The sequence below is a fragment of the Pseudomonas sp. BF-R-01 genome, assembly GCF_019946615.1.
Classification (GTDB): domain Bacteria; phylum Pseudomonadota; class Gammaproteobacteria; order Pseudomonadales; family Pseudomonadaceae; genus Aquipseudomonas; species Aquipseudomonas migulae.
The window spans coordinates 1-17,985 of sequence record NZ_JAGYFX010000114.1 but is presented as its reverse complement, the minus strand read 5'-3'; the positions used below and the strand labels follow the sequence as shown (position 1 = coordinate 17,985).

The window sequence follows — 17,985 nt, the reverse complement described above, 5'->3', positions numbered from 1 at the left end:
GAATTAGAGAGACCGAGCCCATGACGCCTTCCACTTATTTCGTTCCCAGCCTGATCGCCCTCGCACTGGCCGGCGCCGCCCTGCCCGCCACGGCCGAAGAGGCGGGTTTTGTCGAAGGGGCCAAGGTCAACCTGAACCTGCGCAACTTCTACATCAACCGCAACTTCACCAACCCGACCAAGGCACAGGGCAAGGCTGAAGAGTGGACGCAAAGTTTCATCCTCGACGCCAAGTCCGGGTTCACTCAAGGCACCGTCGGCTTCGGCATGGATGTGCTGGGGCTGTACTCGGTGAAACTCGACGGCGGTAAAGGCACCGGCGGTACGCAGTTGCTGCCGCTGGACCACGATGGCCGCCCGGCGGACAACTTCGGTCGCACCAACGTGGCGTTCAAGGCCAAGCTGTCGCAGACCGAAGTGAAGGTCGGCGAATGGATGCCGGTGCTGCCGATCCTGCGTTCGGACGATGGGCGCTCGCTGCCACAAACCTTCCGTGGCGGTCAGATCACCTCAAAGGAAATCAACGGCCTGACGCTCTACGGCGGCCAGTTCCGCCAGAACAGCCCGCGTGACGACAGCAGCATGAACGACATGTCGATGACCGGCAAAGCGGCGTTCACCTCCGACCGCTTCAACTTCCAGGGCGGCGAATACCTGTTCAACGAGAAACGCACCCAGATCGGCCTGTGGAACGCCGAACTCAAGGACATCTACAGCCAGCAATACGTCAACCTGATTCACAGCCAACCCATCGGCGACTGGACCCTGGGCGCCAACCTCGGTTTCTTCTATGGCAAAGAAGACGGTAGCGCCCGCGCCGGCGATCTGGACAACAAGACCTGGTCGGGAATGCTTTCCGCCAAGTACGGCGGCAACACTTTCTATGTCGGCCTGCAAAAACTCACCGGCGACAGCGCCTGGATGCGGGTCAACGGCACCAGCGGCGGCACACTGGCCAACGACAGCTACAACTCCAGCTATGACAACGCGCGGGAAAAATCCTGGCAGGTGCGCCACGACTACAACTTCGTTGCGCTCGGCGTACCGGGCCTGACCCTGATGAACCGCTACATCAGCGGCGAAAACGTACACACCGGCACCATCACCGACGGCAAGGAATGGGGCCGCGAGAGTGAACTGGGCTACACCGTACAAAGCGGTGCGCTGAAAGACCTGAACGTCAAATGGCGCAACTCGACCATGCGCCGCGATTACAGCAATAACGAGTTCGACGAGAACCGGTTGATCATCAGCTACCCGATCAGTTTGTTGTAAGCCTCAGCGCCAGCGTTGACTCCTTGGGGGAAACGCTGGCGCTGACCGCTGGTCGCGATGAACTGGCGAATTGCAGAACCGCAGATACAGTCATCAAGGCGTTCAAGTTCTCCAGCCTGATGTAGGAGCCCCCATTTTCTTCCGTTATCTCCGGATGCTGTACGCGAAGCTGCCATGACCACGGAGGTCAGGTATGAGCAAGCGAATAGTTATCGTCGGTGGCGGCGTCGGTGGAACCATGCTGGCCAATCAACTGGTCAACAAGCTGTATCCAGAAATCCTGCGCGGCGAAGTCTCGATTACCCTGCTGTCCAACTCCCCCGATCACTACTACAAACCTGCGTTCATGTACGTGGCGTTCAACCTGTTTTTTCAGGAAGAACTCAAACGCCCGGAACGCTCATTGCTGCGCCCGGAAATCACCTTCAACGTTGAAGAAGTGACGCGTTTTGATTTCCCTGGGCAACGCCTCAAGACCCGCAGCGGCAATGTCTACGATTACGATTTTCTGGTCATCGCCACCGGCTGCGTCCCTGCCCCGGAACGTATCGAAGGTTTGAAAGAAGCTGGCGACCACTTCTATCAATACGACCCGGCCCGGCAACTGGCGCAGAAGCTGAGCACCATCGAAAAAGGCCGGATCTTCATAACCGTGTCCTTCCCGAAAACGCCCAACGTGCCGCATCAATGCGGCATCGCACCCGTCGAAACCACCTTGATGCTTGATGATTATTTGCGGCGTAGAGGTGTGCGAGACCAGGTGGAAATTATCTACACCTACCCGACAACCGCTCAGTTACTGCGCAACTGCCTGTTCCTGCAACGACCGACAGGGGAAATTCTGCCGAGTATTTTCGAGCAGAAAAACATTCGTTTTCAGCGTGGGTTCACCCTGGATCGTGTCGATCCCGACAGCAAAATCGCCTACTCCGCAGAAGGCGACGCGCAGCCTTTCGACATCCTGATGGCAACGCCGCCGATCTGCGCCGTGAATGCTGTGCGCGAATCTGGAGCATCACAAGCGCCCAACGACGAAGGCTGGCTGCCCACCAACCATGAATCCCTGCAAGTCTACGGCCTGGAAAACGTCTACGTGATCGGCGACACCGTCGATCTGCCGGTGAGCAAGGCCGGAGGCGCGTGCCATAACCAGGCACCGGTGATCGCCAACAACATTGCCGCTGAAATCCGCCTTGGTGGTCCCATCGATGTCTACGACGGACGGGTTCAGGCCGTCGCGCAAATGGGCTTCTATGCCGGCATGCCGCTTTGGTACAACTTCAAGCGCGACGTTCAGCCAACTCCACCGACCAAACTCGGTGGCCTGCTCAGACACGGCTTCAATCATGGCCTGTACTGGATGATTGCCCGGGGCATGCTGTGACGGGCTAGGGGAGGAAAATGCAATGACAAACCTGACAGATGAAACCCTCGCCATCGCCACGGCCGACAGGTCGGAGGGACTCGTTGCCTTGATGGCAAAACTGCAGCCGCTGATCGATGGCGGGCGACTGGATAACCTTGTCGATTTGCTCTCGTTGACCTCGGACATGGTCGACCTGCTGGACGTGGCCATGGTGGAAAAACTGGCGCGCTTGTTCGAAAACGCTACGGCGGCCACCTGGACCGTCAGTAACGCCGTGCGCATGGCCCGTGCCGAAGTCGCCGCCGCCCCGGAACCACCGGGGGTCTACGCCTTGATAAAACTGCTGAACGAGCCGGACACGCGCAAAGGTGTGGCGGTTGTCCTGAAAACCCTGAACGTCATCGGAAGACAACTGTAACCGCCAGAGAGGACCACCTCATGAGCGTCAAACTTGATAAGGCAGGGAGCGCCTGCACGCACTGGGACGCCAAGGCGTACCAGCAGTTTTCGCGCCTCAGGCAACGACCGGTGAATGAATTGCTCGGTCGTGTCGAACTCAAATCGCCCCAACGTATTTATGACCTGGGGTGCGGCACCGGCATCGCCACGCAACTGTTGGCCAAGCGTTGGCCTCGCGCGCAGTTGCAGGGTATCGACAGCTCCGGACAAATGCTCGACGAAGCCCGCCTTCTGCCCATCAAGGCGTCATGGAAACAGTGTGACCTGCTCGACTGGCAGCCCGAACAGCCAGCAGACCTGCTGTTCGCCGCCGCCGTTTTGCACTTCATCAAGGATCACCATCAACTGCTGCCGCGACTGCTCAGGCAGCTAAACCCAGGCGGTTGCCTGGCAGCGCACATGCCCGACTGGCGGGATGCGTTGTGGTATCGGTTGGTGCTCGACACGCTGGAAGACGCGGGGGCTTGTGGTCAACCGTTAGGCACGGCGCAACTGCGCGAGGCCATGGCCGCACGAACACTCATGTCGCTGGAAGATTACTACCGCTTGCTCGCCCCGATCACTGACACCCTGGACATCTGGGAGACCGAGCAATTGCAGGTGGTCTGCGGCCAATCGCCGATCTATGACTGGGTCAAGGTCTCGGCGCTGCGACCAGTGATGCAGGGACTCAAGCCCGACGAACAGGCGCGCTTCATCTACCACTACCTGATGCGCGTACACGCGCATTACCCGCCGGAGAGCGACGGGCGAACGCTGTTTCCGTTCAAGCGCATATTCATCGTCGCGACGGTGTAACACATGGCATTGCCTTCGCGGGCAAGCCTCGCTCCTACAGAGGTTGTGATAATCCTGTAGGAGCGAGGCTTGACCGCGAAGGCGTCAATTCATGCACCGCAAATCGCGAACATTATTCCCGGGACTCGACGCCCAACTCGTCCCAAACCGACTCGGCCAAATGAAACGTCGCATTCGCCGCCGGGATGCCGCAGTAGATGGCGCTCTGCATGATCACTTCCTTGATCTCGCCACGGGTCACGCCATTGTTGGCGGCGGCGCGCAGGTGCAACTTGAGTTCACCCTCACGGTTCATGCCGATCAACATGGCGATGGTGATCAGGCTGCGGGTATGGCGCGGCAGGCCAGGTCGGGTCCAGATGTCGCCCCACGCGTGGCGGGTGATCATCTCCTGAAACTCCGAATTGAACTCGGTCAACGCGTTCAGGCTGCGGTCGACATGGGCGTCGCCGAGGACTGCGCGACGGACGTTCATGCCCTCGTCGTAACGTTGTTTCTCGTCCACGGATTTCCCCCTCAATGACCCAGCAAAAAAGCGAGAACGCGCTCACTGAACGCATCGCCCGCCTGTACGTTGGACAGGTGCGCCGCGTAGAACTCGGCGTACTCGGCACCTGCCACATGTTCCTGGATGAAGTGCCCACCGGACGGCGGCGTGACCGCGTCTTCGGTGCCGGCGATCACCAGCAGCGGCACCTTGATCGAGGACAGCTGATCACGGAAATCGGCATCGCGCACGGCAGCGCAATTGGCTGCATAACCTTGCGGCGAAGTGGCCGCGAGCATGTCGGTAATCCGTTTCGCCGCCGCCGGATTGGCCTCGGAAAAGTCCGGGGTAAACCAGCGCGCAATCGATGCATCGCGCAGCGCAACCATCGCCGCCGCGCCGTCACGCAACACGGTTTCGATGCGCGGGTTCCAGATCGACGGGTCGCCGATTTTCGCGGCGGTGTTGCACACCACCAGTTTGTTCAATCGATCACCGGCATTGATACCCAGCCACTGGCCAATCAAGCCGCCCATCGACAAGCCGCAGAAATGCGCCTTCTCAATGTGCAACGCATCCAGCAGCGCCAACACGTCTCGGCCCAGTTGTTCGATGCTGTAGGGCCCCGGCGTGACCAGGGATTTGCCGTGGCCACGGGTATCAAAACGCAGCACCCGGAAATGCTCGGTGAACGCGGCAATTTGCGCGGCCCACATGTGCAGGTCGGTGCCCAGCGAGTTGGACAGCACCAGCACCGGCGCATCGACCGGTCCATCGAGGTGGTAATTCAGTTCGCCCTCGGCGAGTTGTACGAAAGCCACAGCAGTCTCCTTCAGGCAGTTAACGCAGAATGTTCAGCCACCGCTCGCTCGACCCAGGTACGGGCCTGTCCGAGGTAGTGAGCGGGGTCCAGCAGATGATCGAGTTCAGCAGCCGAGAGCTCGGCGGTCACGTGCGGCTCGTCGCCCAGCACCGCGCGCAAATGCCGTTGCTCGGCCACGGCGCGCTTGCAGCACTGCTCCAGTAAATGATGCGCGGTGTCGCGGCCAACCCGTTGCGCGAGAACGATGCTCACCGCTTCGGCCAGCACCAGGCCTTGGGTCAGGTCGAGGTTGCGGGCCATGCGCTCGGCGTCCACTTCCAGTCCGTCTGCCACCAACAATGCTTGCTTGAGGCTGCCGGACACCAGGCAGCAGATCTCCGGCAGGGTTTCCCACTCGGCATGCCACAGGCCGAGGCTGCGCTCGTGCTCTTGCGGCATCGCACTGAACAGGGTCGAGAGCAGACCGGGAACCCGTGTTGCAGCGCCGATCAGCACGGCGGCGCCCACCGGGTTGCGTTTGTGCGGCATGGTCGACGAACCGCCCTTGCCCGGCGCCGAGGGTTCGAACACTTCGCCCGCTTCAGTCTGCATCAACAGGCTGATGTCGCGACCGAGCTTGCCGAGACTGCCGGCGATCAATCCCAGCACCGAACCGAATTCCACCAGGCGGTCGCGTTGGGTGTGCCACGGTTGGTCGGGCAACGTCAGGCGCAGCTCCGTGGCCAGCGCGTCGGCAATCGGCAGCGCTTGCACACCGAGGGCCGCGAGGGTCCCGGAGGCGCCGCCGAATTGCAGCACCAGCAGACGCGGTTTGAGTTCTTGCAGGCGTTGACGGCTGCGGGTGACCGCACCCAGCCAACCGGCGATCTTCATGCCCAAGGTGACCGGTGTTGCGTGCTGCAACCAGGTGCGACCGGCCAGCGGCGTGGCGACATAACGCTGGGCTTGCGTTGAAAGGGTTTCGCCCAATTGCGCCAGATCGCTCTCAATCAGTTCCAGCGCCCGGCGCAATTGCAGCACCAGGCCGGTGTCCATCACGTCCTGGCTGGTGGCGCCCAGATGCACATAGCGCTCGGCGTCGGCATCGGTGGTCGCGATCTGTTTGCCCAACGCCTTCACCAGCGGAATCGCCGAATTACCGGCCGTGGCAATCGCCTCGCCGAGGGCGGCGAAATCGTAATGCCCGGCGCGGCAAGCCGCTTCGATAGGCGCCACCGCCGTCTGCGGAATCAACCCGACATGCGCCTCGGCGCGGGCCAGCGCCGCTTCGAAATCGAGCATGGCCTGAACCCGGCCCTGATCGCAAAACACCTCGCGCATATCGCGCGCAGTGAAATAGGCATCGAACAATTGATTGCCCGGTCGCTGGTTCATAAACAGTCCCTGGAGGCGCGGGCCGCTTGGGCCCGCGGGTGTGGATCAAAGGTCGTTTTCTAGATACTTCGCATGCTTGGGCAGACGCAGGCTGAACAGGAACGCTATCGCCATCATCAACGTCACGTACCAGTAGAAGGAGTTTTCCATGCCGACCGCTTTGAGGCTCAAGGCTACATACTCCGCTGAACCACCGAATATTGCATTCGCCACCGCGTAAGCCAGGCCAACACCCAATGCACGCACCTCAGGCGGGAACATTTCGGCTTTTACCAGACCGCTGATCGAGGTGTAGAAACTGACAATCGCCAGCGCCAGGGTAATGAGAACGAAGGCCAGGAACGGACTGGTGACGCTTTTCAGGCTGAGCAGAATCGGCACGGTGCACAGCGTGCCGAGTGCGCCAAACCACAGCATCGAACTCCGGCGGCCGATCCTGTCCGAGAGCATGCCGAAGATCGGCTGCATGCACATATAAAGGAACAGCGCGCCGGTCATGATGTAGCTGGCGGTCTTGGCATGCATGCCGGCGGTGTTCACCAGGTACTTCTGCATGTACGTGGTGAAGGTGTAGAAAATCAGCGAGCCACCGGCGGTGTAACCGAGCACGGTAATGAACGCGGCCTTATGGTCGCGGAACAGCGCGCGAATGCTGCCGGCGTCCTTGTTTTCGCGCATTTCCTTGCTGGTGGTTTCTTTCAGCGAACGACGCAGGTACAGCGAAACCAATGCCGCCATGGCACCGACCACGAACGGAATCCGCCAGCCGTAGGCACGCAGGTCATCCTCGGTGAGGAACTGTTGCAGCACCACCACCAGCGACACCGCCAGCAACTGCCCGCCGATCAGCGTCACGTACTGGAACGAGGCGAAGAAACCGCGCTGGCCCTTGAGCGCCACTTCGCTCATGTAGGTGGCGGTGGTGCCGTATTCGCCGCCCACCGACAGGCCCTGGAGCAAACGGGCGAACAGCAGCATGATCGGCGCCCAGACCCCGATGTCCTTGTAGGTCGGCAGGCAGGCGATGAGCAACGAACCGAAGCACATCATCAGAATCGATATCAGCATCGAATTCTTGCGCCCGTGCTTGTCCGCGACGCGACCGAAAATCCAGCCGCCAATCGGGCGCATCAGGAACCCGGCGGCAAACACGCCCGCAGTGTTGACCAGCTGCACCGTGGGGTTGTCGGACGGGAAAAAGGCAGGGGCGAAATAGATCGCGCAAAAGGCGTAGACGTAGAAGTCGAACCATTCGACGAGGTTGCCGGACGAGGCGCCGACAATCGCGAAGATCCGTTTGCTGCGCTCTTCGCCGGTGTATAGCGCGGTTGAAGCGATTGGCGTTGTCATTGTTTTTCACTCAATGGGGACAGTGAGAGTCTAGACACACTTTGCAACAGTCCCGTTCCACACAAGCAATACAGATCCCTTGTAGGAGCTGGCTTGCCAGCGATTGCGGTGTGTCAGTGCCATCGATGCTGAATGACACACCGCAATCGCCAGCAAGCTGGCTCCTACAAGGATTTGTGGTGTTTTCAGTAGTCGAAGAACACCGTCTCCGCATCCGTGCCTTGCAGAATCACATTCCACTGATAAACACCGGTCGCATCCTGCTTCGCCAGCAAAGTATTGCGACGCTCGGCCGGCACGCACTCCAACAGCGGGTCGGCGACGTTGGCCGGTTCGCCATCAAAGTAAATCCGCGTCAGCAAGTGCTTCACCAGCCCGCGAGCAAACACCAGCACCACCAGGTGTGGCGCCTGGGTCGAACCTTTCAGGCCTTCCACTGTGCCCGGTTTGATCGTGGTGAAGCGGAAGCGCCCTTCGGCATCCACCGGGATCCGGCCAAAGCCTTCGAAGTTCGGGTCCAGCGGTTTGGCCTGATCGTCTTCGGGGTGGTCGTACTTGCCGGCGGCGTTGGCCTGCCAGACTTCCAGCATCGCGTCGTTGACGATGTCACCGTTGCCGTCGATGACTTGTCCGGTGATCGCCACGCGCTCGCCCAGGGTTTGTTCGACGGTCAGGTTTTCGCGGTTCAGCCAGGTCAGGCCAATGTGGTAATACGGCCCGACGGTGTGGGACGTGGTCGCAGTCAGCGTCATCTTATTTCTCCATCGGCGTGGCGTCGCGGCCGCGCAAGACGATGTCCCAGCGGTAACCGAGGGCATAGGAAGGGATGGTTTTTTCCAGGTCGAAACTGGCGATCAAGCGCTCTTTGGCGCTGGTATCGGGCACGCAGTTGTAGATCGGGTCGTACGCCAGCAACGGGTCGCCGGGGAAATACATCTGCGTGACGAGGCGCGTCAGGATGCTCGGCCCGAACAGCGAAAAATGGATGTGCGCCGGACGCCAGGCATTGTGGTGGTTGCCCCACGGATAAGCGCCGGGCTTGATGGTCTGGAATTGATACCAGCCATCGGCGTCGGTCACGGTGCGGCCGGTGCCGGTGAAGTTCGGGTCCAGCGGCGCGTCGTGCAGGTCACGGGCATGGTTGTAGCGACCGGCGGCGTTGGCCTGCCAGATCTCCACCAGAATCCCCGGCACCGGCAGACCGTTTTCATCCAGCACGCGGCCGTGAATGATGATGCGCTCGCCCAGCGGCTCGCCCTTGTGCTGGGCCGTCAGGTCATTGTCCTTCTCGTTGACGCGTTCGGCGCCGATGGTCGGACCGGTAATTTCCGACAACGAATGAGGCAAAAACACCAACGGCTTCGACGGTGAGCGACGGTTGGTGGATTGATACGTCGGGTGCAGGTACTCCGGCTGGGTGCCTTCCTGCGGGCGACGGTAACCAGGCTTGTCAGTCATTTCGCTTTCCTCAGTTCTTATTGTCACTGCTGTGGGTCAGACCCGTTCGATGGCCAAGGCCAGACCCTGGCCAACGCCGACGCACATGGTCGCCAGACCTTTCTTGCCACCGTTTTTTTCCAGCTGATGCAACGCCGTCAACACCAGGCGCGCACCGCTCATGCCCAACGGATGGCCCAAGGCAATGGCGCCACCGTTCGGGTTGACCTGCGCCGCGTCGTCCGCCAGGCCCAGTTCACGCAACACCGCCAAGCCTTGGCTGGCGAAGGCTTCGTTGAGTTCGATCACATCAAAGTCGCTGACTGCCAGGCCGAGGCGTTCGGTCAGTTTGCGCACTGCCGGCACCGGGCCAATGCCCATGACACGTGGTGCGACACCGGCGCTGGACATGCCCAGCACTTTGGCGCGAGCGGTCAAACCGTGTTTCTTCACGGCTTCGGCCGAGGCCAGAATCAGTGCGGCCGCGCCGTCGTTCACACCCGACGCATTGCCGGCGGTGACGGTTTTGTCGGGACCGTTGACCGGTTTCAGTTTGGCCAGGGTTTCCAGCGTAGTGTCGGCGCGAGGATGTTCGTCCTGGCTGACGACGGTTTCACCCTTCTTGTGGGCAATCCGCACTTCAACGATTTCTTCCGCGAAAAATCCTGCAGCTTGCGCGGCGGCAGTCCGCTGCTGACTGCGCAGGGCGAACGCGTCCTGATCCTCGCGGGACACTTCGTAATCGTCCGCCACGTTGTCGGCGGTCTGCGGCATCGCATCGACACCGTATTGCGCTTTCATCAACGGGTTGATGAAACGCCAGCCGATGGTGGTGTCTTCCAGCTTCATGTTGCGCGAGAACGCCGCATCGGCCTTGCCCATCACGAACGGTGCGCGGGACATCGACTCGACGCCGCCGGCAATCGCCAGTTCCATTTCACCGCTGGCGATGGCGCGGAACGCGGTACCGATGGCATCCATGCCCGAAGCGCAGAGGCGATTGAGGGTCACGCCCGGAATGGTTTCCGGCAGGCCCGCCAACAGCAGCGCCATGCGCGCCACGTTGCGATTGTCTTCACCGGCCTGGTTGGCGCAGCCGAGGAACACCTCGTCCACGGCGTTCCAGTCCACCGACGGGTTGCGCTCCATCAATGCCTTGATCGGCACGGCGGCCAGGTCGTCGGCGCGAACCGCCGACAGGCCACCGCCGAAACGGCCGATGGGGGTGCGAATCGCGTCGCAGATATAAACGTCACGCATCACGCTTCTCCGGGTGCTTGGCCGTGGGCGGCGGCGGTGCGGGCTTCCAGATCCCTGAGCGCCTTGAGTTCAACCTCGGTCGGCTCGGCGGTGTGTTCAACAGTGTCGGCGAAACGAATCGCCCAACCGGTGGCCGCAACCACTTGCTCGCGGGTCACGCCAGGGTGCAACGCCGTGACCACGAATTCATGGGTGCCCGCTTCCGGTTCCATGATGCACAGGTCGGTAATGATGCCGACCGGACCAGCGCCCGGCAGACCCAGACGCTTGCGCGAATCGCCGCCCTCGCCATGGCCGACCGAGGTGATGAAGTCGAGCTTGTCGACGAAGGAACGCGACGACTGTTTAAGGATGATCAACACGCTTTTGGCCGAACCGGCGATTTCCGGCGCGCCACCGGCGCCCGGCAGACGGACTTTCGGTGCGTGATAATCGCCGACCACCGTGGTGTTGATGTTGCCGAAGCGGTCCACTTGCGCGGCGCCGAGAAAACCGACGTCGATGCGCCCGCCCTGCAACCAGTAGCGAAAAATCTCACCGGTCGGGACGACGGTGTCAGCGGTTTCCGCCAGTTCACCGTCACCAATCGACAGCGGCAATACACTCGGCTTGGCACCGATCGGACCCGATTCATAGATCAGGACTACGTCGGGCGAGGACGTCAGCCGCGCCAGGTTGGCCGCTTTCGACGGCAGGCCGATGCCGACGAAGCACACCGAACCGTTCTTCAGTCGGCGAGCGGCGGCAACGGTCATCATTTCATTGGTGGTGTAAGTCATTACTTCGCCTCCGAAGCAGCGGCCAGCTTGGCCTGGAACTCGCTGAAGTCAGCGCAGCCATGGATGTACTCGTTGATCCACGCGGTGAAGGTGTCACGGTCGCGGGCAATCGGGTCCCAGGCCTGATAGAAACGGTTGTCACGCTCGTTGTAGCCGTGGGCGTAAGACGGATGCGCACCGCCGGGAACATGGCAGACAGCGCTCAACGCCCAGGTCGGCAGCACGCAGGAGTTCATCGGTGCGTTGAGGTCGTCGACGATTTCTTCGACGGTGACGATGCAACGCTTGGCGGCCAGTGCGGCTTCTTTTTGCACACCGAGGATGCCCCAGAGCAGCACGTTGCCTTTACGGTCGGCTTTCTGCGCGTGGATCACGGTGATGTCCGGGCGCACCGAAGGCACGGCGGCCAACACTTCGCCGGTGAACGGGCAGGTAACGGATTTGATCAGCGGGTTGACCTTCGGCAGGTCGGAACCGGCGTAGGCACGCAGCACCGCGAACGGCAGGCCGGAGGCACCAGCGACGTAGGCGTTCGCCAGGTCGGCGTGGCTGTGTTCTTCGATTTCCAGCGGGTGCGGCCACTGCTTCTCGACCGCATCACGCAGACGGTGCAGCGAACCCACGCCCGGGTTGCCGCCCCAGGAGAAAATCAGCTTGCGAGCACAACCGGCGCCGATCAACTGGTCGTAGATCAGGTCAGGCGTCATCCGTACCAGCGTCAGATCTTTCTTGCCCTGACGAATGATTTCATGACCCGCCGCCGTAGGGATCAGGTGAGTGAAGCCTTCGAGCGCAACGGTATCGCCGTCGTTAACGAATTGCTTCACCGCGTCGTGCAGCGAAAGGATTTCAGCCATGGGGCAGGCTCCCGTTTTGTTATGAACCGACAGTGGTAGAAAAAGGCGCGATGCGCGCGCCGGAATGACTAGAGAGTAAGCCCCTGAAAAACGCCAAACAATCCGATAATCGACTGAGTGTTCGTTTATCGAACAGATTGTTGTTTGGCTACCAATCCCAAAAAGCTTCGCGGGCAAGCCTCGCTCCTACGGGTAATCACTGAACCTGTAGGAGCGAGGCTTGCCCGCGAAGAGGCCATCAAACCCACTGAAGATCCTGAAACCTGGACTCAGGTCGCATCCGCATGGCTGACCATGCCCTTGATCACCACCGCCGTAGTCGCCAACGCCGCCGGAATCACCAGCGCCGTCAGCACTTGTTCAAAGTTCCAGCCCAACCCCAGCAACGTCGCGCCCATCCACGCCCCGAGGATCGCGCCAAAGCGACCAATCCCGAGCATCCACGACACGCCCGTCGCCCGCCCTTGAGTCGGATAAAACCGCGCCGCCAAAGAAGGCATCGCCGATTGCGCGCCGTTGACACACATCCCCGCCACCAGTACCAGGGTTGCCAACAGCGTGATGTTGCCCAGGCTCTGCCCTACCGCGTAGGCAAACACCCCGGCCAGCAAGTAGAAAGTGCCGATGACTTTGTGCGGATTGAACCGGTCCATCGCCCAGCCTACGCCCACGGCGCTCAACACACCGCCGAACTGGAACAGCGCGCCGATGAACGCCGCTTGCTCCATGCTCGCGCCACTGTCACGCATCAGCGTCGGCAGCCAACTGGTCAGCAGGTAAACGATCACCAGGCCCATGAAGTAGGTCAGCCACAACAACAAGGTGCCGGTGCTGTAAGTGCCGGAGAAGATCACCGCAAACACGTTGCGCGCCTTCACGGTTTTCTGTTCCGGCACACTGAAGCTGGATGCCTGAGCGACAACGCTCGGATCGATCGGCGCCAGCGCCTTGCGTACCTTGTCGGTGCCGCGATTGCGCACAACCAGGTAACGCGCCGATTCCGGCAGCCAGAGCAGCAAAACGACGGTGAGGATCAGCGGCAGAATTCCGCCGATCAGCAACAGGCTGTGCCAGCCGAACGCCGGAATCAGCTTGGCCGAAATAAACCCGCCACCGGCCATGCCGAGGTTGAAGCCGCAGAACATGCTGGTCACCAGCAGGGATTTTTTGCGCTCCGGGGTGTATTCCGACAGCAACGTCGTGGCGTTCGGCATACCGGCACCGAGGCCCAGGCCGGTCAGGAAGCGCAGCACCAGCAATTGATCGACATTGGTGCTGTAAGCCGACGCCAGGCTGAAGGCGCCGAACAACAACACGGCGCCCACCAGTACGACTTTTCGCCCAAAGCGGTCAGCCAACGGGCCGGAACCCAGTGCGCCGAAGACCATACCGATCAACGCCGCACTCATCACCGGGCCGAGGCTGGCGCGATCGATGCCCCAGTCCTGGGACAGTGCTGGCGCGATGAAGCCCATGGCCGCGGTGTCGAGGCCATCGAGGAAGACAATCAGGAAACACAGGATCACCACTCGCCACTGGTAGCGCGAAATGGGTTGAGCATTGATGAAGGACTGCACGTCGAGGCAGTTTCCTACAGCAGACTGAGGCTGGTTCATTATTTTTATTCCACGCAAGAACGCAGTCGGACAGGTGCCAGCCTAGGCTGGCGCTGCCGCGACATTAGTGATCCTGGGGAAAGTGCGTCAATTCGTTAAACGCGAGTCTGGGCGATTACCGAACAGCTTAGGCAAACAACTGGGCGCTGAGGTTGCGGCTGGCCGCCAGCAGACCCGGCAGGAACCGTTGCTCCAGCTCGTTGCGGCTGACCCGGCCGGCGTGCGTGCTGACGTTGAGCGCCGCCACCACTTGCCCGGAAGCGTCGTACACCGGAACGGCAATTGAGCGCAGGCCTTGTTCCAGTTCCTGATCGACGATGCACCAGCCTTGTTGCCGTACTTCCTGCAGACACTCGAGCAGCGCTTCGGGGGTATGCAGAGTGCGACTGGTCTTGGCTTGCAGGTCGGCATGGTCGAGGTATTCGCGCAGCGACGTGTCGTCCAGTGCCGCGAGAAGAATCCTGCCCATGGAGGTGCAATAGGCGGGCAGGCGTCCGCCCACCGACAGGTCCACCGAGATCAGACGCTGAGTGGTCGCCGAGCGGGCGATGTACAAAATGTCGTCGCCTTCCAGCGTGGCCATGTTGCAGGCCTCATGAAGTTGCTCGCTCATGCGGTCGAGGTAAGGCTGGGCCGACACCGCCAACGGGGTCGAGGACAGATAGGCGTGGCCGAGGGTCAGCACTTTGGGCAGCAGCGAATAGGTGCGACCGTCGGTGGTGGCGTAGCCGAGTTTGATCAGGGTGTGCAGGCAACGTCGCACAGCGGCGCGGGGAATTTCCGTGCGGTGACTGATCTGGGCGATGGTCAAATGCCGTTTGCGCTCCTGGAACGCTTGCACCACGGCCAGGCCACGGGCCAGGGACGTCATGAAATCCGGGTCGCCGGTCAGGGCCTGGATCCGCTTGGCGGGCGACGCGACTATCGGCGGCGCTACTGAAGCGAAGGAATTGCGCATTTGCTCGTTCATATCAGGTCCTTTTCCCACACGGATCGGCGAAGGCTATTACATGCGGCCCCGGGTTCGGCGCACAAGCCACAGGCAGCCAAGATCGGGCGATTATCGAACGGCCGACCGATAATCGCAATCGGCCCTATGGACGCGACAGACGCTGTGCAGGTTTCGGCTCGCCCTCTATTACATGTTTTACCTTTGCTTGAACCCGCCGTTAAAGCACCCCATATAAGCTTTAACTTGTTCGGCTTAATGACGCCAGAAAGACATCACTGCTAAGTGACCACAAAACTTTCAAGTAACAAAACAATCACACATTGCCATTCATTTTTAACTCCTTGGCGATAGTGTTCTGCAAATCGACCGCTATAATGCAATTCAGTGACCCCTCGGTTTTTACTTGCCGATTGCGTCACCCGGCAGCACGATGTTCCATCGCGGCTGCCCGCAGCAAGTGCCTGTCGTTCATTTCATATGCTCCGCCAGCGCGCTCGCTGAAACAGGAAACTGATGCTACGTCAGCCGTTTTGCTCTGGTGCCGTGGCCGCCTGCAACATGGAAGTATTGATTGCCGTGTCGTAAAACGATGCCTTTGCGGGCATTGTCCTTTCGGCGAGCGTGGTCAATGCATTTGCTGCAGCGCGATTTACCAGAATTAATCTCAACCCATACAGGTAGCACTGTGACGAAAGACGAACTGCGCGCGGAACTTGAGCGCCAGGAACAACGTTACAAGGAAGTTTACGGCGGGGAAGTCACCACCTACGCCGCTCAGCCCGAACCGGAACGCAAACCCTGGCGTAAACGCGCCACCGTTCAGGATCAGGCTTTTTCCCAGGAATTGCAGAAGATGGAAAAGGAACTCAAAGCCGAAGAGCCATGATTGCTCCGGCCTGATTCCTTTCAAGGGCCCGCGCCTGCCCCCGTTAAAAGCGGGAAGCAATGATGTTGCCATTCGCGCCCGCTACGAGCGGGCAGCGGCCTCCTCATCCATCTGATGAGGCAAATGGCTCATGTCTGGCCCTCTTCTCAGATATTTCACACAAGCGTTCAAGCCTCTCGCCTACAGGAGAGAAACCCTTGTGCCTGCGGGCTTTCCAAAGAAATTCAACGACTTGCAAAACCCGGTAAAAACCCGGCGCCTGGGCTATTTCCGCAAACTAATTCGTTGAAGAATGTTACCGATGAGCAGCTAGTGCATCGATTAGCAGTCTTTTCTGGCATAATCGCGCCCCCTTATGACCGGGTCAGAAAACCTTCATGATCGATTTATTCAGCGGACTGGATGCTTGGGTGCTTGTGAGCCTCTTGCTCGCCCTCGCCTTTGTCCTCGCCTTCGAGTTCATCAACGGCTTTCATGACACTGCAAACGCGGTGGCCACTGTTATCTACACCAAAGCCATGCCGCCTCATCTGGCCGTGTTCTTTTCCGGTGTGTTCAACTTTCTTGGCGTGCTGCTGGGCGGTGTCGGCGTGGCGTATGCCATCGTCCACCTGCTGCCGGTAGAACTGCTGATCAATGTGAACACCGGTCACGGGCTGGCCATGGTGTTCTCGTTGCTCGCCGCCGCCATCACCTGGAACCTGGGCACCTGGTACTTCGGTATCCCGGCCTCCAGCTCCCACACGCTGATCGGTTCGATCCTCGGGGTCGGCCTGGCCAACGCCCTGATCAACGACATTCCGTTGGCCGATGGCGTGAACTGGCAGAAGGCGATCGATATCGGTGCCTCCCTGGTGTTCTCGCCAATGGCCGGCTTCCTGGTCGCCGCGCTGATTCTGATCGGCCTTAAATGGTGGCGTCCGCTGTCGAAGATGCACAAGACGCCGGAACAGCGCCGCAAGATCGACGACAAGAAGCATCCGCCGTTCTGGAACCGCCTGGTGCTGGTGATCTCGGCCATGGCCGTGAGCTTCGTGCACGGTTCCAACGATGGTCAGAAAGGTATCGGCCTGATCATGCTGGTGCTGATCGGTATCGTGCCGGCGCAGTTCGTGCTCGATCTGGGCAGCACCACGTACCAGATCGAACGGACTCGCGATGCGACCCTGCACCTGAGCCAGTTCTACAAACGCAATGCCGATACGCTGGGCGAGTTCCTGGCACTGGGCAAAAGCGTGGAAGGCGATCTGCCGGAGAAATTCCGTTGCAACCCGAAACAGACCGAACCGACCATTTCCGCCCTGCTCGACACCCTTAAAGGTGTGGCCGATTACCACTCGTTGTCGGCGGAAAGCCGCATCGAAGTGCGTCGCTACCTGCTCTGCCTGGACGACACGGCCAAGAAAGTCAGCAAACTGCCAAGCCTCGCGGCCCGTGAAAAGGCTGACCTGGACAAACTGCGCAAAGACCTGACCACCACCACCGAATACGCTCCGTTCTGGGTAATCCTGGCGGTCGCACTGGCGCTGGGCCTGGGTACCATGGTCGGCTGGAAACGCGTGGTACTGACCATCGGCGAGAAGATCGGCAAGCAAGGCATGACTTACTCCCAGGGCATGTCGGCGCAGATCACGACGGCGAGTCTGATCGGCATGGCCAACATCTTCAGCCTGCCGGTGTCCACCACCCACGTTCTGTCTTCGGGCGTGGCCGGCACCATGGTCGCCAACAAAAGCGGCCTGCAGGGCGGCACCGTCAAAACCATCCTGCTGGCTTGGGTCCTGACCCTGCCGGCAACCGTGGGCCTGTCGGCCGGCCTGTTCTGGCTGGCGTCGAAGGCACTGGCCAGCTGATACATCGCTGCAACGAAAAAGGCGCGTTCCGTGAGGTTCGCGCCTTTTTTTTATCGCTGCGTTTTAGTGAACTTCACGAAGCACGCGAGCTGGGGGGGCGGTGTTGGATGGGGTGCATATCCGTTTCTGCGGTGATGGCGGCTATGGGTTTCGCCCTTACGGCGAGTCACTTGGAAGAGCCCCAAGTAACCAAGGGCTCTTGCCCCTTTCGTTCGGCCCTTCGCTAAGGCTCAGGGTCCCCTCGCTCCGGTCCTGCTCCGTGGGCCCGCCGCCATCGGCCATCCATGACCGGGGGCGGCTAACCCGGCATCCATGCCGGGTTGCCCACTGCGCAGAACCTCCACTCGGCCTCTCGAGGGGGCGCTCAGATCAAAAGCTGAAGGCGAGCTAACGCTCGGCCTGATGAGTGGTGAA

The 17,985-nt window shown here is 60.5% G+C and carries 17 protein-coding genes; 6 read left to right on the top strand and 11 right to left on the bottom strand.

What is annotated here, in order from left to right; genetic code table 11:
- Positions 1-20 precede the first annotated feature (20 nt).
- The 4 genes from KGB27_RS27075 (at position 21) to KGB27_RS27060 (ending at position 3,897) form a co-directional block, all read left to right on the top strand.
- Complete coding sequence (locus tag KGB27_RS27075; protein ID WP_223557000.1) at positions 21-1,274, top strand: OprD family porin; 1,254 nt, start codon at positions 21-23, stop codon at positions 1,272-1,274.
- A gap of 193 nt (positions 1,275-1,467) precedes the next feature.
- Positions 1,468-2,658 carry an FAD/NAD(P)-binding oxidoreductase gene (locus KGB27_RS27070; protein ID WP_223556999.1) on the top strand — a complete coding sequence of 397 codons (1,191 nt, stop codon included), beginning with the start codon at positions 1,468-1,470 and terminating at the stop codon, positions 2,656-2,658.
- A 22-nt stretch (positions 2,659-2,680) separates the two neighbouring features.
- Positions 2,681-3,058, top strand: coding sequence for a DUF1641 domain-containing protein (locus KGB27_RS27065; RefSeq protein WP_223556998.1), 378 nt, complete (start codon positions 2,681-2,683; stop codon positions 3,056-3,058).
- Positions 3,059-3,078: 20 nt separating this feature from the next.
- Entirely contained in the window at positions 3,079-3,897 is an 819-nt protein-coding gene (locus tag KGB27_RS27060; RefSeq protein ID WP_223556997.1) for a methyltransferase domain-containing protein, read from the top strand.
- Between the two features lie 112 nt (positions 3,898-4,009).
- Here KGB27_RS27060 and pcaC read toward each other — a convergent pair whose 3' ends face one another.
- From pcaC to pcaR, 11 genes are all read right to left on the bottom strand, one after another.
- On the bottom strand, positions 4,010-4,402 hold the full coding sequence (pcaC, locus tag KGB27_RS27055; RefSeq protein WP_008025653.1) for a 4-carboxymuconolactone decarboxylase: 393 nt from the start codon (positions 4,400-4,402) through the stop codon (positions 4,010-4,012).
- An 11-nt stretch (positions 4,403-4,413) separates the two neighbouring features.
- Positions 4,414-5,205 (bottom strand): 3-oxoadipate enol-lactonase, encoded by a 792-nt coding sequence (gene pcaD / locus KGB27_RS27050; RefSeq protein WP_223556996.1) that lies wholly within the window; start codon positions 5,203-5,205, stop codon positions 4,414-4,416.
- An 11-nt stretch (positions 5,206-5,216) separates the two neighbouring features.
- Complete coding sequence (locus tag KGB27_RS27045) at positions 5,217-6,581, bottom strand: 3-carboxy-cis,cis-muconate cycloisomerase (RefSeq protein ID WP_223556994.1); 1,365 nt, start codon at positions 6,579-6,581, stop codon at positions 5,217-5,219.
- Between the two features lie 45 nt (positions 6,582-6,626).
- Positions 6,627-7,931, bottom strand: coding sequence for an MFS family transporter (locus KGB27_RS27040; RefSeq protein ID WP_008039437.1), 1,305 nt, complete (start codon positions 7,929-7,931; stop codon positions 6,627-6,629).
- A 185-nt stretch (positions 7,932-8,116) separates the two neighbouring features.
- The gene (gene pcaG, locus KGB27_RS27035; protein ID WP_008025646.1) at positions 8,117-8,683 is read right to left on the bottom strand and encodes a protocatechuate 3,4-dioxygenase subunit alpha; all 567 of its coding nucleotides are present in this window, start codon (positions 8,681-8,683) and stop codon (positions 8,117-8,119) included.
- Position 8,684: 1 nt separating this feature from the next.
- Positions 8,685-9,389 (bottom strand): protocatechuate 3,4-dioxygenase subunit beta, encoded by a 705-nt coding sequence (gene pcaH / locus KGB27_RS27030; protein WP_008039436.1) that lies wholly within the window; start codon positions 9,387-9,389, stop codon positions 8,685-8,687.
- Positions 9,390-9,425: 36 nt separating this feature from the next.
- Positions 9,426-10,631: a 3-oxoadipyl-CoA thiolase gene (gene pcaF / locus KGB27_RS27025; RefSeq protein ID WP_223556992.1), complete on the bottom strand. Its 1,206-nt coding sequence runs from the start codon at positions 10,629-10,631 to the stop codon at positions 9,426-9,428.
- Positions 10,628-11,407, bottom strand: coding sequence for a CoA-transferase subunit beta (locus KGB27_RS27020; protein ID WP_008025640.1), 780 nt, complete (start codon positions 11,405-11,407; stop codon positions 10,628-10,630). Before KGB27_RS27020 ends, pcaF begins: the two co-directional genes overlap by 4 nt.
- The gene (locus KGB27_RS27015) at positions 11,407-12,264 is read right to left on the bottom strand and encodes a CoA transferase subunit A (RefSeq protein WP_223556989.1); all 858 of its coding nucleotides are present in this window, start codon (positions 12,262-12,264) and stop codon (positions 11,407-11,409) included. Before KGB27_RS27015 ends, KGB27_RS27020 begins: the two co-directional genes overlap by 1 nt.
- A gap of 269 nt (positions 12,265-12,533) precedes the next feature.
- Positions 12,534-13,880: an MFS transporter gene (locus tag KGB27_RS27010; protein ID WP_008039434.1), complete on the bottom strand. Its 1,347-nt coding sequence runs from the start codon at positions 13,878-13,880 to the stop codon at positions 12,534-12,536.
- 127 nt (positions 13,881-14,007) lie between these two features.
- Positions 14,008-14,850: a pca regulon transcriptional regulator PcaR gene (pcaR, locus tag KGB27_RS27005; RefSeq protein WP_008025635.1), complete on the bottom strand. Its 843-nt coding sequence runs from the start codon at positions 14,848-14,850 to the stop codon at positions 14,008-14,010.
- Positions 14,851-15,517: 667 nt separating this feature from the next.
- Here pcaR and KGB27_RS27000 point away from each other — a divergent pair.
- Positions 15,518-15,718, top strand: coding sequence for a hypothetical protein (locus KGB27_RS27000; RefSeq protein ID WP_007903846.1), 201 nt, complete (start codon positions 15,518-15,520; stop codon positions 15,716-15,718).
- Between the two features lie 377 nt (positions 15,719-16,095).
- Positions 16,096-17,571, top strand: coding sequence for an inorganic phosphate transporter (locus tag KGB27_RS26995; protein ID WP_008025627.1), 1,476 nt, complete (start codon positions 16,096-16,098; stop codon positions 17,569-17,571).
- Positions 17,572-17,985 lie beyond the last annotated feature (414 nt).